Genomic DNA, 24,141 nt, shown 5'->3' with positions numbered 1-24,141 from the left:
GCCGGCGGAGGGGAGCCGTGGCGTTGCGCGGTCCCGAAGCGGGGTGGAAGGCTGGAGTCAGGCACCGGCTCGGGGAACACCCGGGTCCCCGGCGGACCGGGACGGGTGGCGCCGGTGTCCCGTACAAGGGCGGTCCGGTGCGGGCCGCGGCGGGAACGCGGGCGGCCCGTCCCCACCCCCTGGAGGTACCCGTGAACAGCGCCGACGGATGGGGAGACGACGTCTACCAGCCGGACGCGTCCGACATTCAGGACGACGCCGGACTGCTCGATGCCGAGGACACCCTGGACAACGACGGTGTCGACGACCCCCTCGACCGCGGCTGGTCCCCGCCCGAGCGGCCCTGGGCCGTGGAACACCCCGGCGTGACGGCGGCCGAACGCCGTCGGGGCGAGACCCTGGACCAGCGGCTCGCCGAGGAGCTGCCGGAGCCGGCCGTGCCCGACGGCGACGGTCTCGGGGACTGCGAGGGCAGCGACGGGGAACTCCTCGACAACGAGGTCGGCGCGGTCCGCTCCGGCCGTCTGGTGGCCCCCGACGAGGGGGCCCACGAGGACGAGGAGGAGGCCCTGGTCGCCACGGACGTCGGCATCGACGGCGCGGCCGCCTCCGCCGAGGAGGCCGCCATGCACGTCGTGGACGAGGACGCCCTGCCCGGCTGATCCGCGCCCCCGCCCTGCCACCCGCTCTGCACCTGCCCAGGCCCCGCGCCTGTCCGAGTCGCCCGAGGAGCATCCATGCAGCAGGACAAGCACCCCGACTACCACCCCGTCGTCTTCCGCGACCGGGCCGCCGGATACGCCTTCCTGACCCGGTCCACCGCGACCAGCGAACAGACCATCGACTGGGACGACGGCGAGACCTACCCGGTGGTGGACGTGGAGATCTCCTCGGAGAGCCACCCCTTCTACACCGGCAAGGCCCGGACGGTGGACACGGAGGGGCGCGTCGCCCGCTTCGAGCGCCGCTACGGCGGTGAGGGCACCGGCTGACCGGGCCGCGCCCGGGCCCGCCCGGCGCGCCGGCGGGCCCGCCGCCGTCAGATGACGTTGAGCGCCGCCGCGCAGCCCACGCCGCCGAGCAGCATGAAGGCGGGCATCAGCACCTTCAGCTCCACCCAGCTGCCGGCCCGGAACCGGAGCGCCTTCGGCGGGCCGACGGGGTACCAACGTCTGCGGCCCACCGGTATGGGCCACAGGATCGGGCAGCCCGAGACGGTCAGCGCGTCGCCGATGTCGTGGACCAGCGCGCCCAGCACGATCGGCAGACCGAGCCACAGGTACTCCTGGCCCGGCGCGGTGAACAGCCAGTCGGCCCCGTTGCCCGGCTGGTCGAGGATGCCGGCGATGATCCACGCGCTGGTCGCCGCGAGCAGCCACACCAGGACGTCGCTGCTGGAGCCGCGGGTGGCCCGCCACAGCAGGCCCTCGATGGCGAGCACCATGTGTACGAAGAGGATCGCCAGCACCGCCCAGCGGCCGCCGGTGATCGCCAGCGCGGAGGTGCCGGTGCCGATCAGGACGGCCCACAGCCAGGTGTGGGTGAGGGTGCGGTGTCCACCGGTGCGACGGGGGTCGCCTTGCTTCTTTGTCGCCTTGTAGACGGCGTAGGACAGTTTGTCGACGATCTCGCAGAGCCACCGGGACAGCGGTCCGAAGGCGCGCGAGATGGTGGCCGCCTTGTGGTCCAGGTCGGGGGCGAGCGCGGCTCCCGCGCAGATCAGCGCGCCGGCCAGGAGGACCGGCCAGGGCATGGGCTGCCCGGCCGCGGCGGTGGCCGCGCCGACGCCGAGCCAGGCGGCGGCGCCCGACAGTGAGTGTGCTGGTCCCATCATCGCCGTGGCCCGCCCCATTTCTTGTGCACTGCCGCCCGGTTGACCCGGTGCGTTGACGCTCCGTCGGCGACACAGCGTAGCGTTCGCGATCTTCGGCCCCGCATCCGATTCCCGCATCGGGTGGCCGGGCAGGCAAGATGGGTGCGTGACCCTCATCGATCAGCTGCCGACGACCGCCGACCCCGACGCCCTGTACGAAGCCTTCGAGTCGTGGGCCGTCGAACGCGGTCTCACGCTCTACTCCCACCAGGAGGAGGCGCTGATCGAGGTGGTCTCCGGGGCGAACGTGATCGTCTCGACGCCCACCGGTTCCGGCAAGAGCATGATCGCTGCGGCGGCGCACTTCGCCGCTCTGGCGCGGGACGAGGTGACCTTCTACACGGCGCCGATCAAAGCGCTGGTGTCGGAGAAGTTCTTCGAACTGTGCAAGATCTTCGGCACAGAGAACGTCGGCATGCTGACCGGCGACGCATCCGTGAACGCGGACGCGCCGGTCATCTGCTGCACCGCCGAGGTCCTGGCGTCGATCGCGCTGCGCGACGGCAAGGACGCGGACGTCGGCCAGGTCGTCATGGACGAGTTCCACTTCTACGCCGAGCCGGACCGCGGCTGGGCCTGGCAGATCCCGCTGCTGGAGCTGCCGCAGGCACAGTTCGTGCTGATGTCGGCGACGCTCGGTGACGTCTCCTTCTTCGAGAAGGACCTCACCCGCCGTACCGGCCGACCCACCGCGGTGGTCCGGTCGGCGACCCGGCCGGTGCCGCTGTCCTACGAGTACCGGTACACGCCGCTCACGGAGACGCTCACCGACCTGCTGGCCGCCCGGCAGGCGCCGGTCTACATCGTGCACTTCACGCAGGCGCAGGCGGTGGAACGGGCGCAGGCGCTGATGAGCATCAACATGTGCACCCGTGAGGAGAAGGACAAGATCGCCGACCTGATCGGCAACTTCCGCTTCACCACCCGCTTCGGCCGCAACCTGTCCCGGTACGTCCGGCACGGCATCGGCGTCCATCACGCCGGCATGCTGCCCAAGTACCGGCGGCTGGTGGAGAAGCTGGCGCAGGCCGGGCTGCTGAAGGTGATCTGCGGTACGGACACGCTCGGCGTGGGCGTCAACGTGCCCATCCGCACGGTGCTGTTCACCGCGCTGACGAAGTACGACGGCAGCCGGGTGCGCACCCTGCGGGCGCGGGAGTTCCACCAGATCGCGGGCCGTGCCGGGCGCGCCGGCTTCGACACCGAGGGGTTCGTCGTCGCCCAGGCTCCCGAGCACGTCATCGAGAACGAGAAGGCGCTGGCCAAGGCGGGCGACGACCCCAAGAAGCGCCGCAAGGTGGTGCGCAAGAAGGCCCCCGAGGGTTTCGTGGCGTGGTCGGAGCAGACCTTCGAGAAGCTCATCGGTTCCGAACCTGAGCCGCTGACCTCCCGCTTCCGCGTCACGCACACGATGCTGCTGTCGGTGATCGCCCGGCCCGGCAACGCCTTCGAGGCGATGCGCCGGCTGCTGGAGGACAACCACGAGCCGCGCAAGCAGCAGCTCAGGCACATCCGGCGGGCCATCGCCATCTACCGCTCGCTGCTGGACGGCGGCATCGTCGAGAAGCTGGACACGCCGGACGCCGAGGGCCGCATCGTGCGTCTCACCGTGGATCTCCAGCAGGACTTCGCGCTGAACCAGCCGCTGTCCACGTTCGCGCTGGCCGCGTTCGAACTGCTCGACCCCGAATCGCCGTCCTACGCCCTGGACATGGTGTCGGTGGTGGAGTCGACGCTGGACGATCCCCGGCAGATCCTCGCCGCCCAGCAGAACAAGGCCCGCGGGGAGGCCGTCGCCGCGATGAAGGCGGACGGCGTCGAGTACGAGGAGCGCATGGAGCGCCTCCAGGACATCACGTACCCGAAGCCGCTGGAGGAGCTGCTCTTCCACGCCTACAACACGTACCGCAAGAGTCACCCCTGGGTCGGCGACCATCCGCTGTCGCCGAAGTCCGTGGTCCGTGACATGTACGAACGGGCGCTGTCCTTCACGGAGTTGGTCGCGCACTACGAACTGGCCCGCACCGAGGGCATCGTGCTGCGCTACCTCGCCAGTGCCTACAAGGCGCTGGACCACACCGTGCCGGACGACCTCAAGTCGGAGGATCTGCAGGATCTGATCGCCTGGCTGGGCGAGATGGTGCGCCAGGTGGACTCCAGCCTTCTCGACGAGTGGGAACAGCTGGCCAACCCGGAGGAGATGACCGCCGAGGAGGCCCAGGAGAAGGCCGACCAGGTCAAGCCCGTCACGGCCAACGCGCGGGCCTTCAGGGTGCTGGTGCGCAACGCCATGTTCCGCCGGGTGGAGCTCGCCGCGCTGGACCGGGTGGACGAGCTGGGCGAGCTGGACGCCGAGTCCGGCTGGGACGCCGACGCGTGGGGCGAGGCGATGGACAGGTACTGGGACGAGTACGAAGAGCTCGGCACCGGACCCGACGCGCGCGGCCCCAAGCTGCTGCTCATCGAGGAGGAGCCGGAGCACGGGCTGTGGCGGATCCGGCAGATCTTCGACGATCCGAACGACGACCACGACTGGGGCATCAGCGCCGAGGTCGACCTGGCCGCCTCCGACGCGGAGGGCCGCGCGATCGTGCGGGTCACCGATGTCGGCCAGCTGTGACCGCGGGAGCAGACCACCCATGACGAATCCGGCCGACAGCCTCGTCGCCCTGCTCGACCTGGAGCAGATCGAGGTGAACATCTTCCGCGGGCGCAGTCCGCAGGAGTCGCTGCAGCGCGTCTTCGGCGGCCAGGTGGCGGGGCAGGCGATGGTCGCCGCGGGCCGCACCACCGACGGGGACCGTCCCGTGCACTCGCTGCACGCGTACTTCCTGCGGCCGGGCCGGCCGGGCGTGCCGATCGTGTACCAGGTGGAACGGGTGCGGGACGGGCGGTCGTTCACCACCCGCCGGGTCACCGCGGTCCAGCAGGGCCGGACGATCTTCAATCTCACCGCCTCCTTCCACCGGCCGGAGCCGGCTGCCTTCGAACATCAGGTGCCGCCCGCCTGCGAGCTCCCCGAGCCTGAGTCGCTGCCGACCCTGGCGGACGAGCTGCGGGAGCATCTGGGCGAGCTGCCGGAGCAGTTGGAGCGGATGGCCCGGCGTCAGCCCTTCGACATCCGGTACGTGGACCGGTTGCGCTGGGATCCGGACGAGGTCAGGGGCGCCGAGCCGCGCAGCGCGGTGTGGATGCGGGCGGTCGGTCCGCTCGGCGACGACCCGCTGGTGCACACCTGCGCCCTGACGTACGCCAGCGACATGACGCTCCTGGACGCCGTGCGGATCCCCGTCGAGCCGCTGTGGGGGCCGCGCGGCTTCGACATGGCGTCGCTGGACCACGCGATGTGGTTCCACCGTCCGTTCCGCGCGGACGAGTGGTTCCTGTACGACCAGGAGTCGCCGGTGGCCACGGGCGGGCGGGGTCTGGCCCGGGGCCGGATCTACGACCGTGCGGGACGGCTGCTGGTGTCGGTCGTCCAGGAGGGGTTGTTCCGGGCGCTGTAGGTCTGGTGTTCGGCGCCTCGGGCGGGGGCCGTTCAGGCCCTGCCGAGGGGCTGTTCCGGGCGTCAGCCGGCCGGTGTCCGGCGTCGGCGGCGGAGCAGGCGGCGCAGCCGGGAGGGCGATCGCGCGGGCCCGTGCGGCACCGGCCGGGCGCTCGGCCCGGGGTGCCGGGGTGCGGGGCGGGGCGCAGGCCGGTGGGTGCGCGCCTCGGCCACCAGCCGTGCGAGGTCGGCGCGCAGCCAGGCGATCTCGTCCGCGTCCTGGGCCGTCGCGAGTTCTCGCGCCAGGTCGGCGGCCGGGGACCCGGGGGCGCCGTGGGCCGGCGGGTCGGGCCGGAACACGTTGACCCGGGAGCGTTCGTAGGGGTCACCGACGACCTCGCAGACGTGGAGCGGGTCGAGGAGCGCGGCCACGGCGCCGGCCCGTGCCCAGGGGTCGCCGGCTTGGCGGAGCAGGAAGCCCAGGTGCCGGTGGCGCCAGTTGCGGGGCCGCAGGTCGAGCCCGGCGTCGAGACGGCCGCGCAGGGCCTCGGGGAAACGGCCGGTGAGCAGTGGGGCGTTGCCCGGGTCGGCGGTGAACTGCCGTACCTCGTCGGCGAGGTAGAGCCAGACCACGGCGCGGTAGCAGTTCAGGTAGTACTTCACGGGGCTCAGCAGGCCCAGCCGGGCGAGGCGGGTGAACCGGTCCTTCGACACCCCCATGAGTGCGGCCCCCTCCGCGGTGCCCACGGCGCGCACGCTCTCCCGCAGTTCCTCCGGGAAGCCCGGGCGGGCACGCAGCCGCTCCAGTTCGGCGCGCTCGATCCTCGGCCCGCCTCCCCGGTCACCGGGCACGGTGCGGATCCGGCCGAGCCGGACCGCCAGGTCGAACTCCGTCGGCTTCAGGTGCAGTCCGAGCGCCGCGCGGCCCGGCGCGACGGACGCGTCCGGGCCGTGCCGGACGTCTGCGTGTGGACCGGCGGTGGTCGGGCGCCGGTGTGTGACGGTGTGTGCGGTCATGGTCGTCTCCCCCGTGGAGCCTGCGGCGGACGCCCGGTGCGTCCGCCCGGACACGACGGTATCCGCTCCGTCACGCTCCGTGCCGCCCCTGTGGACAACTCCCGGAGGGCCCGACGTCTCGGGGCGAACGCGCAGGTCAGAGGCCCGTGCCGGGATCGGAGCCGGGGCGGCGGGGGTCCACGCCCAGGTGTTCTCCGACCCGGCTGACGAGGAGGGTCATCTCGTAGCCGACACGGCCCAGGTCGGCCTCAGCGCCGCTCAGGACGCAGAGGCAGCTCCCGGCGCCGGCCGCGGTGACGAACAGCACCGCGTCGTCGAACTCGACGAGCGTCTGGCGCACCTCGCCCGCGCCGAAGTGCCGGCCGGACCCCTTGGCGAGACTGTGCAGTCCGGAGGAGACGGCGGCGAGGTATTCCGCGTCCTCCCTGCGCAGTCCGGTACTCGTCCCCGTCACCAGCCCGTCATTGGACAGGACCAGCGCATGCCGTATGTGCTCGACGCGCTGGGTGAGATCGTCCAGCAGCCACTCGAGACCCTGGTTCTGCGCCATGCCGTGCATCTCCCCCTGTACTCCCCGTGGAACGTCCCCTGCCGCCTCCCCCGCGCGGGCTCCCCTCGCGCCAGCCTTCCCCACGATCGAGCGGCGGGCAAGAACAATGGGCGTCATGGGACAGAAGATGACCGATGAGGAGTGGCGGGAATTCGTCTCGTACGGGACCCGCACCGGCAAGCTCTGCACCGTCCGCGCCGACGGCAGCCCGCATGTGGCGCCGGTGTGGTTCCTGGTCGACGGGGACGAGGTGGTGTTCAACACCGGCAGCGGGACCGTGAAGGGGCGCAATCTGGCCCGCGACGGCCGGGTCGCGCTCTGCGTGGACGACGACCGCCCTCCGTTCCACTATGTGGTGCTGCAGGGGCGGGCCCGGCTCTCGGAGGACCCCGCCGAGCTGCGGCACTGGGCGGCCCGGATCGGCGCGCGGTACATGGGCGCGGACCGTGCCGAGGAGTTCGGCCGCCGCAACGGCGTGCCCGGTGAACTCCTCGTCCGGGTCACGATCGACAAGGTCGTCGCGGAGAAGGGAGTCGCGGACTGAGGCGGGCGGTGTGCGGGACCATGCGGGCATGAGTGACGACCACACGCATGTCCAGGAATTCTTCACCGCCCGGGCCGCCGACTGGGACAGCCGGTTCCCCGACGACGGTCCCGCCTACGCGGCGGCCGTCGCCGCACTGGGACTGCGTGCGGGCGACCGGGTGCTGGACGCGGGCTGCGGCACCGGGCGGGCCCTGCCCCCGCTGCGTGCCGCCGTGGGGGCCTCCGGCACGGTGATCGGCGCCGATCTCACTCCGGCCATGCTGCACGCGGCCGCCCGGGCCGGACGCGACGGCGACGGGGTGCTGCTGCTCGCCGACGTGGCCGCGTTGCCGCTGCGTGCCGAGGTGCTGGACGCCGTTTTCGCCGCCGGGCTCGTCGCCCACCTGCCGCGCCCCGCCGACACGTTGCGGGAGCTGGCCCGTGTGGTGCGGCCCGGCGGAGTGCTGGCGCTCTTCCACCCGATCGGCCGGGCCGCGCTCGCCGCGCGCCAGGGCCGCCGGCTGACCGACGACGACCTGCGCGCCGAGCTCAACCTGCGGCCGCTGCTGGCTGCCTCGGGGTGGCGGATGACCTCGTACGCGGACGAGAACACCCGGTTCCTGGCACTGGCGGTCCGGACGCGCTGACGGGAGCCGGGCCGCGGGCCGGGTGGGGGCCCGGACAGGGGCCAGGGTGAGGGCCGGACGGGGGCCAGGGTGGGGGCGGGGCGCGGGCCGGGGTGGGGGCGGGGCGCGGGCCGGGGTGGGGGCGGGGCGCGGGCCGGGGTGGGGGCGGGGCGCGGGCCGGGATGGGAGCCGGGGTGCGGCCGTCGTGGGCGACGGGGCGGGCGGCTTCCGGCCGTCGTGGGCGGCGGGGCGGCGGCTTCCGGCCGTCGTCGGCGCCGCGCCGGGTCCGCCCCCTTCTGCCGCGGGTCCTGGAACCTTACGTTGGGGACCTTACGTGGAGTGGCGGGACACCAACGGTCGGCAGCGGCACGTGCATTGGGGAAGGTGGACCGTATGTGGGGCAGGGTTCGTGAGGTCCTCGGCGGACTCGTCGGCCGTTCGCGCGCCGGGGAGAGGACGGCAACGGTGCCGCGGACGCGTCCGCACAATCTCTTCGAGGCCGCCGCGGCCTACGTGACGGCTTGCGCGGAGGACGACCAGGACCGGATGGAGGAGGCGTCCGGCTGGGTGTCGCCCGAGGCGCTGTCCTTCGGGGTCAACGAACTGGCCTGCCGGGCCGTCGTCGCGCTGGCGCGGGAACGGGACGAGTCGCCGGCGGCGGTCGCGCGGTCGCTGCTGGGGCTTCCGGCGGCCTGACCGGCTCCGCGGCAGATGGCCGTTTCGCCCCCGTCCGGCCGGAAACCTGCAGCTCGGGGGACGCCTGCCGGGTCGTGACAAGCGCCGTTGGGTCGGTTTAGGGTGCGCGCCGAGGGACGAACCGACGGGGAGGCTGGGATGGCCGGGACGGATGAGGAAGCCGTCGCCGCCACGGACGACGCGCTCTATGTGCTCACGGCGGTGCTGCTGACGCCGGCGAAGTTCCCGAGCGTGCTGGGCGACGACTATCCGGAGGCCTGCGCGGCCCTCGGTCTCGCGCCGCTCGCCGACGGGTACGGGCTGGTGCTCGGCCAGGACGGCGAGGGCGCCCGGTGGACCGTCGTCGTCGACGACGTCTCGCTCGTCGCGGTGGCGATCGCGTCCTGGGACTGCGGCATGGAGCACGACCTGTCGCCGGACGAGCGCACGGTCGTGGCCGCCCTGCCGGGCTGGCCTCTGGCGGTCGCCGTGTCGGCGCCGGACGTGCCCGCGCCGCACGACCCCGACCCGGGGATCGCCGGGCCGCCGCTGACCCCTCCGGACACGAGTGTGTGGGGGCCTGCCCAGCGCCGCCTGGGGGCGGACGAGATCGCGCTCCAGTGGGCGACGTGGCGGGAGCAGATCGACGACTCGGCGTTCGCCACCCCGGACTCCGGCGCCTCCCGATCCGGCTCCGGCCCCGGCCCCGGCTCCGGAGGCGACTCCGGCGGCGGGCGCGGGGGCGACGCTGCGGGTGCGGACGGCGGAGGAGGATCCGCCTCGCACGCCGCGGACGCCGATGCCGACGTCCCCGAGGGCACACCGGCAGAGGACGGCGCCGGCGGTGACCGCAGTGGGGATGGACAGCCCAAGCACCGCGGCATCCGCAGGGTGCTGGCGGAGGCCCGCGCCTACGTCGAGTCGCCGCCACCCCTCGGCCGGGTCCGCTCGTCGTTCGCGTCGGGCGACGCGCGCACCCTGCGTGCCGACGGCCCGGGCTGGTCGATGGTGGCGAGGACGGACGACATCGCGTTCGTGCTGCTGGACGAAGAGCCGGGTGAGGTCCTTCCGGTGGGCCGGGGTCCGGAACTCCCGGGCCTCCTTCAGGCCCTCGACGCGATGGCCGTGCGCCCTCTCTGACCGCGCTGTGCTGGGGTCGACAGGGGGGCACGGTGCCGCAGAGGGCTGTGCGGGGCTGCACCGCCCGTGGACGGCAACCGGGCATTCGGTGCCTGCGCGTCCGACGGGCGGGGCCGGGGAACGGGCAGGCGCACGGGCGCGCCGGATCCACCTGCGCCCCGGCCTGGCCGTGGCGTCCAGTGTTGCCCGTCATGCGCGACCAGGCCAGGCCGGCGTCCGGTGCCCGGCCGTACTCGCTCACCGCGACGGCCACACCGGCGGCGAGCAGGGCGCGGCGGGGCGTGGGCCATTGGCGTAGCTGGTGCGGCACGCAGGCCGGCCGGGGTTCGCCCGCAGCGTCTCCGCCTGCGCGGCACCGCGCCCGACCCGAGCCGCATTACTGGCCCATTGGCTCAGTGGCCCATTGACTCAGTGGCCCAGTCGCTCAGTCGTTCTGCTCAGTGGCCCAGCTCCTTGCGGGACACGCGGCGGAGCCTGCGCCGCTGCGCGGGGTCCAGGGCGAGGTACGCGGCGGCCGGGACTCCGAGGACTATCAGCAGCGCGGCCCACCAGGGCAGCCAGATGAGCAGGATGAGCCCGGCTGCCACACCCCCCGCGGCAATCTTGGCGTTGTTCGACATGAGTGTCGCCTCCTTCGCGGCCACTGCCGCTCTCTGTCGTGAAAACGGGCCCGCGCTGCCCGCAGTTCCACACCGCGACCCTGAGACGTCCCTGAAGTGCGCCCCCTAGGGTCCTCCTCTACCGGGGACAGGGCCAGTGGCCGAGCGAACGCGGTGGCCCGGTTCCGCGCCCGTCCCGCCCCCGACGAGCGGAGACCTCGGGCCCGCTGCGGCGGTGACGCAGGTCACGGCGACGGCCGACCGGATCAAGCGGGTCGGAGTGTATCCTCGGCGACCGTCCCCACTAGTCAAGTTTGAGGACTCGCCATCACCGCAGAGACCGCTCCCGCTTCTCCGTCCTCCGCCCCGTCCCTGCCGTCGTCCCGCTGCTGCACGCTGTTCGTGGCCGGCGCGCCCGCCCGCACCGGGCGGGTCGCCTTCTGGAGCCCCGACGGATCGGACCCGCCTGCCGTTGCGGGCGAGGGGGCGACCGTCGAGGACATCACCGTCGTGCTGCCGGACGGCTCGGGCGTCGGGGCGGTTCGTGTTCCCGCCGTGCTGATGCCCGTACGCGCCGCGCTGCCGGTGCTCACGCGTGCGTGGGCTGCCGGGGACGGGCACCGGTCCACGTTGTTCTGGGGTGCCGCCGCCGTGCACGCCCTGCACCTGCTGGCCCGCGGTCTGCTGCTGCCCGGTCTGACCGCCGACGACCGCGACGCCTGGCGGACGGGCCCGTTGCCCGGCGAGGACCTCGACGCGGTGCGCGGACTCGCGGCCGCCATGCCTCCGGAGGCGCACGCCACACCCCTGGACGACACGGGTTCCGTACGCCTCCCCGAGCCCGAACACCTTCTGCGCGCCTTCCTGGACGCGGTCGCCGACACCCTGCCCCGCTCCCCCGCCGCCTTCCTCGTCACCGGCACGCCCGGCTACGCGGTGCCGGAGCCGCAGCACCTGCCCGGGCTGCGCGACTGGGCCGCCGACGTCGCCGCGGGCCACGACGCGGGCGTACGTCTGTCCCTGCGGATCGAGGTGCGCCGCCCGACGGAGGCAACCGGTCGGCACGATGCCGACACCCGCGCGCGGGAGGGCCTCGACCCCGAAGCCGTCCCCGACGCCGACTCCCACTCCCACTCCGACTCCGACGACGCCATCGCGTTCCGCGCCGTACTGCAGGTGCACGGCGTGAGCGACCCGGCGCTCGTCGCCGACGCCGCCGACGTCTGGGCGGGGGCGGCCGGCGCCGGCTTCGGCCCCGGTGTCACACACGACACGCTCCTCGCCCTGCGCCGCGCGTCCCGCGCCTGGCCACCGCTGTCGCCGCTGCTGGCGGCGGCCGTGCCGGACACGGTCGACCTCGCCGACGAGGACATCACCGACCTGCTCGGGGAGGGTGCCCGGGCGCTGGCCGGCGCGGGCGTCGAGGTGCACTGGCCCAGGGATCTGACCCGAGGGCTGACCACCCGCGCGGAGATCGGTCCGGCCGACGGAACACCGGGGCCGGGTGCCTCGGCGGGCCCGTCGTTGCTGTCGGCGGACGCGCTCCTCGCCTTCGACTGGCATTTCGCCCTGGGGGACGAACGGCGGCTCACGCGCGACGAGCTGGACCTGCTCGCCGAGGCGCACCGTCCCGTCGTGCGGCTGCACGACCGGTGGGTGCTGATCGATCCGCGGGTGGTGCGGCGCGCCCGCGCGCGTCAGGATCACAAGGTCGCGCCGCTCGACGCACTGGGGGCGGCCCTCACCGGCTCGGTGGACGTCGACGGGGAACGGGTCGAGGTGCGGCCCACCGGATGGCTCGCGACGCTGCGGGACCGGCTCGCGGCCCCCGAGGCACAGGAGCCCGTCGCGCAGCCGGCCGACCTGGCCGCCACCCTGCGGGACTACCAGCGGCGCGGCCTGACCTGGCTGGCGCGGACGACGTCGCTGGGCCTGGGCTGCTGTCTCGCCGACGACATGGGGCTCGGCAAGACGATCACCCTGATCGCCCTGCACCTGTACCGGCAGAACGAGCCCGGGGCGGCGGGACCGACGCTCGTGGTCTGTCCGGCCTCGCTGATGGGCAACTGGCAGCGGGAGATCGAGCGGTTCGCGCCGGGCACTCCGGTGCGCCGCTTCCACGGCGTCCGGCGCAGCCTGGACGACCTCGCGGAGGACGGGTTCGTCCTCACCACGTACGGCACCATGCGCCTGGACGCGGAGCGCCTGGCCGCGGTCCCATGGGGCATGGTGGTGGCCGACGAGGCACAGCACGTCAAGAACCCCTACGCGTCGACGGCGCGTGCCCTGCGGTCCATCGGCGCACGCGCGCGGGTGGCTCTCACCGGCACGCCGGTGGAGAACAACCTCTCCGAGCTGTGGGCGATCCTCGACTGGACGACGCCCGGGCTGCTGGGCCCGCTCCCCGCGTTCCGCAGGCGGTACGCGGACGCCGTCGAGGGCGCCCAGGATCCGGCCGCGGCGGACCGGCTGGCCCGGCTGGTGCGGCCGTTCCTGCTGCGCCGCCGCAAGTCGGACCCCGGGATCGCGCCCGAGCTGCCGCCGAAGACGGAGACCGATCACGCCGTGTCGCTCACCGAGGAGCAGGCGGGTCTGTACGAGGCCGTGGTGCGTGAAGCCCTGGAGCGGATCGCCGGTGCGGACGGCATGGAGCGGCGCGGGATGATCGTGAAGTTGCTGACCGGCCTGAAGCAGATCTGCAACCACCCCGCGCAGTTCCTCAAGGAGGACCGCCCGGTGATCTCCGGACGGTCCGGGAAGCTGGAGCTGTTCGACGAACTCCTCGACACCGTCCTCGCGGAACGGGCGGGCGTGCTGGTCTTCACGCAGTACGTGCGGATGGCACGGCTGCTGGAGCGGCACCTCGCCGCGCGGGGCGTGCCGTCGCAGTTCCTGCACGGCGGCACACCGGTCGCCGCGCGGGACGCGATGGTGCGGCGCTTCCAGGACGGCGAGGTGCCCGTGTTCCTGCTGTCGCTCAAGGCGGCGGGCACCGGACTGAACCTCACCCGGGCCGAACACGTCGTGCACTACGACCGCTGGTGGAATCCCGCCGTCGAGGCGCAGGCGACCGACCGCGCGTACCGCATCGGCCAGACCCGGCCCGTGCAGGTGCACCGGATCATCGCGGAGGGCACGATCGAGGACCGCATCGCCGCCCTGCTGCGGCGCAAGCAAGACCTGGCCGACGCGGTGCTGGGCTCCGGCGGCGCCGCGCTCACGGAGCTGTCGGACGCGGAGCTGACGGACCTGGTGGAACTGCGGGGGGAGCTGGGATGAGCCGCTACGACGACGGCAACGCCTACGCCGGGGACGCCCACGGCGGGGTGGCCGGACCGGAGCGCACGTTCGCGGCGCTGCCGCCCGCCCGGGGGCGGGCCTTCGCGCAATCGTGGTGGGGGCGGGCCTGGTTGACCGCCCTGGAGGCCACGGCCCTGGACTCCGGGCAGCTGAAGGCGGGCCGCAGGCTCTCCCGCGCGGGAGCGGTCGGCGCGGTGTCGGTGCGGCCGGGCCGCCTCACGGCGGTCGTGCGGGACCGTGACGGGACCGCGCACCGCGCGGACGTGCTGGTGCAGGAGCTGTCCGGTGACCAGTGGGACCGCTTCCTGGCGATGGCCGCCGGACGGGCCGGGCATGTCGCCGCCCTGCTCGACCGGGAGATGCCGACGCATCTGGTCGAGGACGCGGAACTGGTGGGTGTGGACCTGCTGCCCGGGCCCGGCGACCTCGAACCGGAGTGCGGCTGCGGGGTCTGGGACCACTGCGGTCACACGGCGGCGCTCTGCTACCAGGTGGCGCGGCTCCTGGATGAGGACCCGTTCGTGCTCCTGCTGCTCCGGGGGCGGGACGAACGGGCGCTGCTGGACGACCTCGGCGCAGGGAACGCCGTACCGGCCGGGCAGTCCGGCGCCGCGCCGGAGGGCGTCGACGCGGCCGATGCTTACGCGACCGGGGACATCCTGCCGCCCCTCCCCGGCCCACCCCTGCTCCCCGAGGTGCCAGGTACGCCCCCGTCGCTGGACACGGACGCGGCACCGATGGCCGCTGTCGATCCGGCGGCCCTGGAGTTCCTTGCGGCCCGGACGGCCGCGCAGGCGCACCGGCTGCTGGCGGAGGCACTCCGCGAGGGGCACGCAGACCGGCCCGTGGAGCCGGAAGCGACGGTGGCGCAGGACGCGGTGCGCCTGGCTGCCGGGAGTCCTCCGGCCTCCGTGGCGGCCCGGCTCGCCGAGGGGTCGGGGCGCGGCCGGGAGGGGCTGGCGGTCGCCGTACGCGCCTGGCGCGCGGGCGGGGCGGCGGCGCTGGCCGTACTGGACGAGGAGTGGGCCGTCGAGGGCGAGGCGGCCGCACGCGCGCGGGCGGTGCTCGACGCGGCTTGGGAGGAGGACGAGCGACCGTCGCTGCGGGCCCGCGCGAACCGGTGGACCGTCGCCGGGGCTCCCCTCCAGTTGCGCCTGGACCGCGCGGGGCGCTGGTGGCCGTACCGCGAGGAGCGCGGGCGCTGGGTCCCGGCGGGAGCCCCTTCCCGGGACCCGGCGACGGCCCTGGCCACGGCGGAGCGCGCGGCAGGGACCGACGCCGAGGACACGCACGCGCGGGGCGGCTCGTAGCGGGGCGAAAGTCTCGCTCCTGGGGCCCCGGAACCGGTCAGACGGTTCCGGTCAGACGGTTCCGGTCAGACGGCTCCGGTGGCCGGGCCCGCCAGGCAGACCCCGAGCTCGCGGGACGGGAGTCACGGGGGGCAGGGCAAGAGGCCGGTCACTCGGGGGACGGCAGCAACGACTCCAGCCCGCTCGGAAGGTGGCTGGGCACTCCGCCGGGAAGATCGGTCGGAAAGCCGGACGGCAGCTCCGACGGCAACTCGGACGGCAGCTCGGTGGGCAGGTCGGTGGGCAGTTCGGACGGCAGCCGGCTCGGCAGGCCGCTGGGCAGCTCGGACGGGATGCCCAGCGACGGGTCGGGGGATCCGCGGGTACTGGTGCTGCTCTCGCCTGGTTCCCGCTCCGGTCCGTTGTCACCGTCCGCGGCCAGGAACACCACCAGGGAGACGGCGGTGACGGCCAGGACGACGGCGAGCAGGATCAGCACGAGCCGTCGGCCCCCGCCGGGCCCGCGTCCCGGTCCGCCGTGGTCGTCCCCGGGAGGCTGTTCCGGCGGCCCGGGCGGCGGCGCCCCACCGTGTGAGGGCGGCCCGCCGTAGGAAGGGGGGCCGTCGTCGGAGGGCGGCCCGCCGTAGGGCGGCGGTCCGAAGCCGTCGCCCGGCGGGGGCGAGTCACCCGGCGGACCGGAGGGCGGCTGGGGCGGTACGGGAGGCATGGCCATACGGCCATGGTCGCCTCCCGCGGCCCCTCGGAGCGAGGGTTTCACGCGGAGGCGCCCGGAGTTGACAGGCACTCGGGGCGCGTGCGCCGTGCTTCCGACGGGACATATTCGCGTCCCTGCGCGCGGGAGCCGCCGACCGGTGCGGCGCCGCGCGCCGGGACGGGCGGCCCTCGCCGCCCGTCCCGCGCCCGCGCGGGAGCGGCCTCCGTGGCAGCGGAAGACGGCCGCACCCGCCGTCGGTCGGTCACCGACACCCCGCCCGGACCCTTGCCCCCGATCCTCCCGCTCAGGACCCGCCTCTCCCGGCTTCTCCCGGCCGGTCCCGCGCTCGCGCGTGAGGGGCGCTGCCGCCCGCCCCCGGGCGCGACTCCCGGAGCCCGGAGGTGAGGGCGGGGCGCCGCCGCAGGTGCGCCCGAGCGCGTAGGGCCCACGGTCGACGACTCGCACGCCGGACGCCCCGGGGACAAGATGATTCTCGCCTCCACACGCGTGCGAGCACGCGGGAGCAGCCGGGCTCGGGCCCGGAACCGGCGACCGAGCCCACGCGAACGAGCACGCCCGGGGCCGGTCGCCCTCCCGGGCCGGTCGGCTGGCTCAGCCGCGGGCCCCCAGCAGGTGGTCCGTCACCAACTGGTCGAGACGCTCGAAGGCCACGCCCGCGCGCCCTCCGCCCAAGGAGGCAGGAGCTCCCCCCGGCCACACGTGTGTGAGCACGAGGAAGCGGCCGCCCGGGGTCGTGACCGGCGACCGCGACCACGCCCCGGGGCTCGCGCCCGCCCCCGCGACCCCACCCGCCTGGACACGTCCCTGCCGGACGGGCGCGGTCGGCCCCGCCCCGGGCGGTCACCCGTGCCCGGGCGGGGTCGGCCGCGTCAGCCGCGGGCGCCCAGCGGGTAGTCCGTCACGAGCTGGTCGCGGTCGCGACGCTCGAAGGCCACGCCCGCGCGCCCTCCGCCCAAGGAAGCGGAAGCTCCCCCGCCACACGTGTGTGAGCACGGGGAAACGGCCGCACGGCATCGTGACCAGCCCGCAACCACGCCCCGCATCCCCCACCCGCCTGGACACGTCCCTGCCGGACGGGCGCGGTCGGCCCCGCCCGGGCACGGTCACGCGCCCGGGCGGCTCGGCCGCGTCAGCCGCGGGCCCCCAGCAGGTGGTCCATCGCCAGCTGGTCGAGACGCTCGAAGGCCATGCCCCGGGCGGCAGCCGCCTCGGGGTCGAAGTCCTCGAAGGCGGCCCGGTCGTCGAGCAACCCCCGCAGCCCGTCGGCGGCGGTGGGCTGGGCCAGTTCGTCCAGGCGGGACGCACGCAGCGCCTCCTGCACCTCCGGGTCGGCGCGGAAGGCGCCCGCACGGTCCTTGAGGATGAGGTAGTTGCGCATGCAGCCGGCCGCGGACGCCCACACGCCGTCGAGGTCCTCGGTCCGCGGCGGCTTGAAGTCGAAGTGCCGCGGGCCGCTGTATCCGGCCGACTCCAGCAGGTCGACCAGCCAGAACGCGGCCCGCAGGTCGCCCGCGCCGAAGCGGAGGTCCTGGTCGTACTTGATGCCGGACTGGCCGTTGAGGTCGATGTGGAACAGCTTGTCCGCCCACAGGGCCTGGGCGATGCCGTGCGGGAAGTTCAGGCCGGCCATCTGCTCGTGGCCGACCTCGGGGTTGACGCCGAACAGCTCCGGGCGCTCCAGCTTCTCGATGAACGCCAGGGCGTGGCCGACGGTCGGCAGGAGGATGTCGCCGCGCGGCTCGTTGGGCTTGGGCTCCAGCGCGAAGCGAAGGTCGTAGCCCTGCGAGGTGACGTACTCGCCGAGCAGGTCGAAGGCCTCCTTCATGCGGTCCAGGGCGACCCGCACGTCCTTCGCGGCGCCCGACTCGGCGCCCTCACGGCCGCCCCAGGCCACGTAGATCTGGGCGCCGAGCTCGACGGCGAGGTCGATGTTGCGGATGGTCTTGCGCAGCGCGTAGCGGCGCACGTCCCGGTCGTTGGCGGTGAAGCCGCCGTCCTTGAACACCGGGTGCGTGAACAGGTTGGTGGTGGCCATCGGCACCTTCATGCCGGTGTCGTCCAGCGCCTTCCGGAAACGCTTGACGTGCTCCTCCCGCTCACTGTCGGTCGCGCCGAAGGGGATCAGGTCGTCGTCGTGGAAGGTGACGCCGTAGGCGCCCAGTTCCGCCAGGCGCCGGACCGACTCCGCCGGGTCCAGGGCGCGCCGGGTGGCGTCACCGAAGGGGTCCCGTCCCTGCCAGCCGACGGTCCACAGGCCGAAGGTGAACTTGTCCTCGGGGGTGGGCTGGTAGCTCATACCGCGGCTCCTTGCTCGCTGAGGCAACGCCGAGACTATTTCGTCATGGCGATTTACAAATTAGTATGCAGGAGCATCTCTGGGAAGAGAGCCACCCCACTGAGCCGCCGAAAAGGGAGAAACCGATGTCAGCAGCCGAGGGTCCGCTCGTCGTCGGCGTGGACACATCCACCCAGTCCACCAAGGCGCTGGTCGTCGACGTGGCCACCGGCAGGATCGTCGCGAGCGGCCAGGCCCCGCACACGGTGACCACGGGAGCCGGCCGGGAGAGCGACCCGCGCCAGTGGTGGGACGCCCTGCTGGAGGCCCTGCTCCAGTGCGGGGAGCCCGCGCGTGAGGCCGCGGCGGTGTCCGTGGGCGGCCAGCAGCACGGTCTGGTCACCCTCGACGCGCAGGGCGAGCCGGTGCGCCCGGCGCTGCTGTGGAACGACGTGCGGTCCGCCCCGCAGGCCCACCGGCTGACCGAGGAGCTGGGCGGCGCCAAGGGCTGGGCGGAGCGCACCGGGAGCGTGCCCACCGCGTCGTTCACCGTCACCAAGTGGGCCTGGCTCGCCGAGCACGAACCCGAGGCGGCCCGGGCCACCAGGGCCGTGCGTCTGCCCCACGACTACCTCACCGAGCGGCTCACCGGGCAGGGCACGACGGACCGCGGCGACGCCTCCGGCACCGGCTGGTGGTCCTCCGGCACCGAGGCGTACGACGAGGAGATCCTCGCCCACGTGGGGCTGGACCCGGCGCTGCTGCCGCGCGTCGTGCGGCCCGGCGAGGTGGCCGGCACCGTCCGCGACGGCCACGGCCTGCCCTTCTCCAAGGGCACCCTGGTCGCGTGCGGCACCGGTGACAACGCCGCCGCCGCCCTGGGGCTCGGCGTGCGCCCGGGTGTGCCGGTGATGAGCCTCGGCACCTCGGGCACGGTCTACGCGGTGTCCCGGCGCCGCACGGCCGATCCGACCGGCACGGTGGCCGGGTTCGCCGACGCGCGCGGCGACTGGCTGCCGCTGGCCTGCACCCTGAACTGCACGCTCGCCGTGGACCGGGTCGCCGCGCTGCTCCACCTCGACCGCGAGGCCGTGGAGCCCGGCCGCGGCGTCACGCTCCTGCCGTACCTGGACGGCGAACGCACCCCGAACCTGCCGGGCGCCTCCGGGCTGCTGCACGGCCTGCGTCATGACACGACCGGCGGGCAGCTGCTCCAGGCCGCCTACGACGGTGCCGTGCATGCCCTGCTCGGTGCGCTCGACCTGGTTCTGGAGGAGGACGCGGACCGTTCGGCCCCGCTGCTGCTGATCGGCGGCGGCGCGCGGGGAACGGCCTGGCAGGAGACGGTGCGACGCCTCTCCGGGCGGCCGGTACAGGTCCCCGAGGCCAAGGAACTGGTGGCCCTCGGGGCGGCGGCCCAGGCGGCAGGTCTGCTGACCGGGGAGGACCCGGCCGCGGTCGCCCGCCGCTGGAACACGGCCGCGGGCCCGGTACTGGAGGCGGTGGAGCGGGACGAGGAGACCCTGGCGAGGCTCTCCGGGGTACTCTCCGACGCGGCCCCGCTGCTGGACCGGGACCACGGCGTGCGGGACGGATGACGGGCAGGCAGGCGACGGCGCGCCGGGACGCCGGTACCAGTACCGGTACGGGCGTCCCCGCTCCGAGCCCGGGGCTCCCGCCCTGGCCGCCCCCGCTCCGAGCCCGGGGCTCCCGCCCCGGCGCACCACTCCCCCGTCGGGGCACCCGCCCCGGTCGGCCACGCGCCCCGCGCGAGGCCGGCACGTCCGACACCGCGCGCGACGGCGCCCCACCCGAGGACTGACTGAGGCATGACCGCACCACTGCACGAGGCCCGCCCGGCCGGTCCGGGGCGCGCGCTGCCCGACACCCAGCAGGGCATGCGCCGCCGCAACCTCGCGCGCGTGATGCACACCGTGCGGGCCGAGGGCCCGCTGTCCCGGGCCGCCGTCGCCTCGCGGATCGGTCTCACCCGGGCCGCGGTCTCCACCCTGGTCGACGAACTGATCCGCTCCGGGCTCCTGGTCGAGCTGGGTCCCGAACGGCCCGGCCGGGTGGGCCGCCCCGGGTCCGCGCTCGCCGTCAGCGACCGGGGCCCCGCCGGGATCGGTGCCGAGATCGGCGTCGATCACCTGGCGGTGTGCGCCGTCGACCTGCGCGGAGAGGTCCGGGCGCGCGCGGTGCGCCAGGCCCCCGGCCGGGGCCGCTCCCCCGAGGCGGTGCTCGGGGAGCTGACCGGGCTGGTCGACCGGGTCGTCGCCGAGGCCGAGGAGGAGGGCCTGTGGCCCGCCGGGCTCGCCGTGGCCGTACCGGGCCTGGTCGCGCGCGACGCCCGGACCGTCGTGCGCGCCCCGAACCTGGGCTGGCAGGACACGGACCTCGCCGCCCTGCTCCCCGACGGCTTCCCGCTGACGGTGGCCAACGAGGCCAACTTCGGTGCGCTCGCCGAGCTCTGGCTGGGCGAGGGGACCCCGCGCGACTTCCTCCACGTGTCCGCCGAGATCGGTATCGGCGCCGCGCTGGTCGTGGACGGCCGGCTGCTGCACGGAAACCGCGGCTTCGCCGGCGAGCTGGGTCATGTGCCCGTGCACCCCGACGGGCCGGAGTGCCCCTGTGGCGGGCGCGGCTGCCTGGAGCAGTACGCGGGCGAGGAGGCGGTGCTGCGCGCGGCCGGTCTCGCCCCGGGCGAGGACCGGGTCGGCCTGCTGGCGGACCTCGCCGGGCAGGGCGACGCCGACGTGCGCCGGGCCCTCGACGACGCCGGCACGGCCCTCGGTATCGCGCTCACCGGCGCGGTGAACCTGCTGGACCCCGAGTCGGTGGTGCTGGGCGGTGCGCTCGCCGGCCTCGCGCCCTGGCTCCTCCCGTCGCTGCGCGCCGAGCTGGCCCGGCGTACGGCGGGCCCCGCCTGCCCGGTCACCGTCTCCCCGCTGGGGCCGGAGGGGCCGCTCCTCGGCGCGGCGCACTCGGTGGTGCGGGCCGTCCTGGACGACCCCGCCGGGGCGTCCGTCCGGCCGGCCTGAACCACCGTCGACGGGCCCCGGCTGCCCGGGGCACGCGGAGCGAGCAGGCGCCCGCTCCCGACGTCGGCAGACCCTCGAACCGGACGCATCGCGCCGCAGCGCAAGCGTCCCCGAGGACCACGGCCTGCCCCTGACGGTCCACAGCAACGCATCAACGCTGCCCGACCCCCCGACCCGGTCCCGCACACCTCCACCGGAGTGCCTTTTGCGGCCGTTCCCGAACGGGTCGCGCCCAGGGCGCCCCCGGGACGGTCCCCGTCTGGTGGACTTCCCGATGTCCTGGGAGAGTTGACGAGACATCAGGGGGCGGCCGGTGCCGGTGACACGTCGTTGCGGGCGGTTCGGGGCGGGCAGGCAGATACTCACGGCGCTCACGGCCCTCGGGCTGCTGGCCGGTGCCGGCCTGGCCGGGGCGCCGCCGGCCGAGGCGCTGCGGGCGGCGGCCGACGTGGCCCCGGGGGTCACCTACCGCGAGTTCGACATCCCGGCGTCGCACGGCACGGCGCACGCGCATCTGCTGACCGTCGATCTGCGCGACCCGCGTGTCCGGGTCGGCCTGCTGTACCCGGGGGCGGTGGCCGCGCGGGCCCGCATCTCGGTGATGGCGGACGCGAGGGGCGCCGTCGCGGGCGTCAACGGCGACTTCTTCAACATCACGGAGACCCAGCACCCCGGCGTCGCGGCGACCGGCGCGAGCGTCGGCCCGGCGATCGCGGACGGGCAGGTGCTGAAGGCGGCGGTGCCGGACGGGCAGCGGTTCGGCCCCGCGCTGCCGCCGGGCACGACGACCGAGGACGTGTTCGGAGTGGGGGTGGACCGGCGGGCCCGCCACGACCGCCTCGCCCTGGACGGCTCGGTCCGCACCCGGACGGCCCGGCTGCCCCTGGGCGGGCTCAACCAGTACGCACTGCCCGTCGGTTCCGTCGGGGCGTTCACCGAGGCGTGGGGCAGCGTCTCCCGGGTGCGCGCCACCTGCGGCACGGACACCGACCGGGCCGCCCCGTGCAGTACCGACACCCACGAGGTGACGGTGCGCGGCGGCCGGGTGGTGGCCACCTCGGCCACCCCCGGCAGCGGGCCCGTGGCGCCCGGCAGTACGGTGCTGGTCGGCCGCGAGGAGGGCGCCCGGTACCTGCGGACGCTGGCCCTCGGGGAGCCGGTACGGGTACGGCACCGGCTGGTGGCGTCAGCGAGCCGGATCCCGTACCGGCTCGCTGTCGGCGGCTGCCCCGTGCTGGCCGGCGGGCGGCCCCTGCCGGGACTGGACGACACGGCCTCGGCGGTACGGACGGCCATGGGCACCGCGGAGGGTGGCCGGCGTCTGCTGCTGCTCGCGCTCGACGGCGCGCCCGAGTACCGCGGCGGGCTGACCGTCGCGGAGCTCGCGGCCACCCTGCGCGACCTGGGCTCCGTCGACGGCTTCAGTCTCGACGGCGGCGGTTCGTCGACGCTGGTCGCCCGCATGCCCGGGGCACCCGGCGTCTCGGTGCGCAACCGTCCCGCCGGCGGCGCCGAACGGCCGGTGCCGAACGGCATCGGCGTCTTCTCCTCCGGCTGACGCCTTGACGCCCGGGAGGGGCGTCAAGGCGTCAGGGCCGCAGGCTGCCGACGATGTCGGCGGTGGCGGTCAGGCCGCTGTGGATGGTCGGGGCGATGTTCGTGCCGGCCAGATAGAACCCGAGCAGCAGACAGACCAGGGCGTGGGAGACCTTCAGTCCGCCGTTGCGCAGGAAGATCACCGCCAGGACCGCCAGAAGCAGCACCACAGAAATGGAAACGGCCATCGTCAACCTCCTCCGCCACGTCCGCTTCGCGGCGTTCGGCCGTCAGTGTGGCGTAGCGGAGGGTTCGTCCGGGCGGCTGGAGTGTCCGCCGAACGTGTGGTGTCTACCCGGGCCGGTAGCGGTCGAGGAAGGTCTGCAGGCCCGCGAGGTCGTCGGTGTTGAGGTGGTCCACGCCCGCGTCGGCCAGGGCGCCCCACAGCGCGTCACGGGCGGCGCCCGGCAGGTCGGGGGTGGCCCAGAACCGCACCCGCTGCCCGCGCGCGTGCGCGGTGTGCACGATGCCGCGCAGCTTCCGGTGTTCGGCGGCGGGGAACGGGCCTGTCCCCTGCCAGGTGAAGTGCAGGTTCCAGTTGTCGCTGATCAGCGGCATGAAGGAGGCACGCGCGGGGCCGCCGAGGTCGCTCGTCCGGCCGTCGTAGAAGGCGTGCCGTATCCGCTGGGCCGCCATCGGGGTCCGGGCCGCCCGGTCGCCGGACACGACGGCGGTGACCGCTCCGGGCAGGACCCGGCCGTGCGCGCAGGTGGTGAACAGGTGCCGGTACCGGCGCAGGCGGCGGTGCAGTTCGAGGTAGGTGGACACGCCCTCGGTCTTGAGGTCGACGAGGAGCTGGAACGGCCTGCGGTGGCCCCGGTACACAGAGCCGCCGGTGGCGCGGACGCGGGCGGCGAGCGGTTCGAGGTAGAGGGATTCGAGGGTGCGGGACGGGTCGAGGTCCTCGGGGTCGTGTGCGACGAGGAGGCGGCCGTCGACGAGGAAGACGTCGGCTTCGACGCTGCCGAAGCGGTGGTCGAGGGCGTCGAACAGCGGGCGGGGGTGCTCGTAGTCGTTGTGGGCATGGGCGCGCCACAACGGGCGCGGGTGGCGGGGGTGTTCACCGGCCAGGGCGTGGGTGGCCGGCAGGGCGGCGGTGCCGGCGACGGCGGCGCCGAGGGTGGTGAGGGCTCTGCGGCGGGTGGTGAGGGCCATGCTCTGCCTCCCGGGGTTCCGTGCAGGACGACGACCCCAGCGAGTATGGGGCCCACGGGGCATCAGGAAGCAGAGGTGTGCGGGGAGTTGGCCGAACGGTCGCGGTGCGTTCACCGGTTCCCGGGCGCTCCGGGGGGCGGGGACGCGACGGGGTCCCCGCCCCCGTCGGGGGTGGGACGCGACCGGGCCCGCACCTCCGGGACGAGAACGCGACCGGGCCCGCACCGGGACGGGAACGCGACCGGCCCCCCGGGACGGGA

General features: G+C 74.7%; 21 protein-coding genes. 13 read left to right on the top strand and 8 right to left on the bottom strand.

Translation table 11 applies throughout. From position 1 onward, the window contains the following. Positions 1-191: 191 nt before the first annotated feature. Both ACIRPP_RS00820 and ACIRPP_RS00815 read left to right on the top strand, forming a co-directional pair. Positions 192-662, top strand: coding sequence for a DUF5709 domain-containing protein (locus tag ACIRPP_RS00820; RefSeq protein ID WP_403636774.1), 471 nt, complete (start codon positions 192-194; stop codon positions 660-662). Between the two features lie 75 nt (positions 663-737). Further along, on the top strand, positions 738-992 hold the full coding sequence (locus ACIRPP_RS00815; RefSeq protein WP_403636772.1) for a type B 50S ribosomal protein L31: 255 nt from the start codon (positions 738-740) through the stop codon (positions 990-992). A 47-nt stretch (positions 993-1,039) separates the two neighbouring features. Here ACIRPP_RS00815 and ACIRPP_RS00810 read toward each other — a convergent pair whose 3' ends face one another. Beyond that, positions 1,040-1,834: a metal-dependent hydrolase gene (locus ACIRPP_RS00810; protein ID WP_403636770.1), complete on the bottom strand. Its 795-nt coding sequence runs from the start codon at positions 1,832-1,834 to the stop codon at positions 1,040-1,042. Between the two features lie 145 nt (positions 1,835-1,979). Between ACIRPP_RS00810 and ACIRPP_RS00805 the strand changes: the two genes are divergently transcribed. Together ACIRPP_RS00805 and ACIRPP_RS00800 are read left to right on the top strand one after the other, a co-directional pair. Further along, complete coding sequence (locus tag ACIRPP_RS00805) at positions 1,980-4,493, top strand: DEAD/DEAH box helicase (RefSeq protein ID WP_403636768.1); 2,514 nt, start codon at positions 1,980-1,982, stop codon at positions 4,491-4,493. Between the two features lie 19 nt (positions 4,494-4,512). Next, positions 4,513-5,379 carry an acyl-CoA thioesterase gene (locus ACIRPP_RS00800; RefSeq protein WP_403636766.1) on the top strand — a complete coding sequence of 289 codons (867 nt, stop codon included), beginning with the start codon at positions 4,513-4,515 and terminating at the stop codon, positions 5,377-5,379. Positions 5,380-5,441: 62 nt separating this feature from the next. On the opposite strand, the gene ACIRPP_RS00795 is transcribed toward ACIRPP_RS00800, so the two are convergent. After that, on the bottom strand, positions 5,442-6,374 hold the full coding sequence (locus ACIRPP_RS00795) for a DUF6397 family protein (RefSeq protein ID WP_403636765.1): 933 nt from the start codon (positions 6,372-6,374) through the stop codon (positions 5,442-5,444). A 136-nt stretch (positions 6,375-6,510) separates the two neighbouring features. Then, positions 6,511-6,924: a roadblock/LC7 domain-containing protein gene (locus ACIRPP_RS00790; protein ID WP_403636764.1), complete on the bottom strand. Its 414-nt coding sequence runs from the start codon at positions 6,922-6,924 to the stop codon at positions 6,511-6,513. A 115-nt stretch (positions 6,925-7,039) separates the two neighbouring features. Here ACIRPP_RS00790 and ACIRPP_RS00785 point away from each other — a divergent pair, with 115 nt between their 5' ends. The 4 genes from ACIRPP_RS00785 (at position 7,040) to ACIRPP_RS00770 (ending at position 9,890) form a co-directional block, all read left to right on the top strand. Further along, on the top strand, positions 7,040-7,468 hold the full coding sequence (locus ACIRPP_RS00785; protein WP_403636762.1) for a PPOX class F420-dependent oxidoreductase: 429 nt from the start codon (positions 7,040-7,042) through the stop codon (positions 7,466-7,468). A gap of 28 nt (positions 7,469-7,496) precedes the next feature. After that, a complete protein-coding gene (locus ACIRPP_RS00780) occupies positions 7,497-8,096 on the top strand; it encodes a class I SAM-dependent methyltransferase (protein ID WP_403636761.1) in 600 nt (199 codons plus the stop codon). A 372-nt stretch (positions 8,097-8,468) separates the two neighbouring features. Continuing rightward, positions 8,469-8,771: a hypothetical protein gene (locus ACIRPP_RS00775; RefSeq protein WP_403636760.1), complete on the top strand. Its 303-nt coding sequence runs from the start codon at positions 8,469-8,471 to the stop codon at positions 8,769-8,771. Between the two features lie 138 nt (positions 8,772-8,909). Then, complete coding sequence (locus ACIRPP_RS00770) at positions 8,910-9,890, top strand: hypothetical protein (protein ID WP_403636758.1); 981 nt, start codon at positions 8,910-8,912, stop codon at positions 9,888-9,890. Between the two features lie 437 nt (positions 9,891-10,327). Here ACIRPP_RS00770 and ACIRPP_RS00765 read toward each other — a convergent pair whose 3' ends face one another. Beyond that, positions 10,328-10,510, bottom strand: a complete 183-nt coding sequence (locus ACIRPP_RS00765) for a hypothetical protein (RefSeq protein ID WP_164348716.1) — start codon at positions 10,508-10,510, stop codon at positions 10,328-10,330. A 540-nt stretch (positions 10,511-11,050) separates the two neighbouring features. Here ACIRPP_RS00765 and ACIRPP_RS00760 point away from each other — a divergent pair. After that, positions 11,051-13,768 carry a DEAD/DEAH box helicase gene (locus ACIRPP_RS00760; RefSeq protein WP_403637551.1) on the top strand — a complete coding sequence of 906 codons (2,718 nt, stop codon included), beginning with the start codon at positions 11,051-11,053 and terminating at the stop codon, positions 13,766-13,768. Continuing rightward, positions 13,765-15,099: an SWF or SNF family helicase gene (locus ACIRPP_RS00755; RefSeq protein ID WP_403636756.1), complete on the top strand. Its 1,335-nt coding sequence runs from the start codon at positions 13,765-13,767 to the stop codon at positions 15,097-15,099. The genes ACIRPP_RS00760 and ACIRPP_RS00755 overlap by 4 nt, the downstream gene beginning before the upstream one ends. 148 nt (positions 15,100-15,247) lie before the next feature. Here the strand turns inward: ACIRPP_RS00755 and ACIRPP_RS00750 are convergent, their stop codons facing one another. Next, positions 15,248-15,577, bottom strand: coding sequence for a hypothetical protein (locus tag ACIRPP_RS00750; RefSeq protein ID WP_403636754.1), 330 nt, complete (start codon positions 15,575-15,577; stop codon positions 15,248-15,250). Positions 15,578-16,943: 1,366 nt separating this feature from the next. After that, entirely contained in the window at positions 16,944-18,110 is a 1,167-nt protein-coding gene (xylA, locus tag ACIRPP_RS00745) for a xylose isomerase (protein WP_403636753.1), read from the bottom strand. A 125-nt stretch (positions 18,111-18,235) separates the two neighbouring features. Between xylA and xylB the strand changes: the two genes are divergently transcribed. From xylB to ACIRPP_RS00730, 3 genes are all read left to right on the top strand, one after another. Continuing rightward, on the top strand, positions 18,236-19,687 hold the full coding sequence (gene xylB / locus ACIRPP_RS00740) for a xylulokinase (protein ID WP_403636752.1): 1,452 nt from the start codon (positions 18,236-18,238) through the stop codon (positions 19,685-19,687). A gap of 231 nt (positions 19,688-19,918) precedes the next feature. Then, complete coding sequence (locus tag ACIRPP_RS00735) at positions 19,919-21,130, top strand: ROK family protein (RefSeq protein ID WP_403636750.1); 1,212 nt, start codon at positions 19,919-19,921, stop codon at positions 21,128-21,130. A 319-nt stretch (positions 21,131-21,449) separates the two neighbouring features. Next, positions 21,450-22,688: a phosphodiester glycosidase family protein gene (locus ACIRPP_RS00730; protein WP_403637549.1), complete on the top strand. Its 1,239-nt coding sequence runs from the start codon at positions 21,450-21,452 to the stop codon at positions 22,686-22,688. Positions 22,689-22,719: 31 nt separating this feature from the next. Here the strand turns inward: ACIRPP_RS00730 and ACIRPP_RS00725 are convergent, their stop codons facing one another. After that, positions 22,720-22,914: a hypothetical protein gene (locus ACIRPP_RS00725; protein WP_164333472.1), complete on the bottom strand. Its 195-nt coding sequence runs from the start codon at positions 22,912-22,914 to the stop codon at positions 22,720-22,722. A 103-nt stretch (positions 22,915-23,017) separates the two neighbouring features. Continuing rightward, positions 23,018-23,881 carry a phosphatidylinositol-specific phospholipase C/glycerophosphodiester phosphodiesterase family protein gene (locus tag ACIRPP_RS00720; protein WP_403636749.1) on the bottom strand — a complete coding sequence of 288 codons (864 nt, stop codon included), beginning with the start codon at positions 23,879-23,881 and terminating at the stop codon, positions 23,018-23,020. Positions 23,882-24,141 lie beyond the last annotated feature (260 nt).

It is taken from the genome of Streptomyces sp. NPDC101219 (assembly GCF_044767675.1).
GTDB lineage: Bacteria > Actinomycetota > Actinomycetes > Streptomycetales > Streptomycetaceae > Streptomyces.
This window is presented reverse-complemented; position numbering and strand designations above follow the sequence as displayed.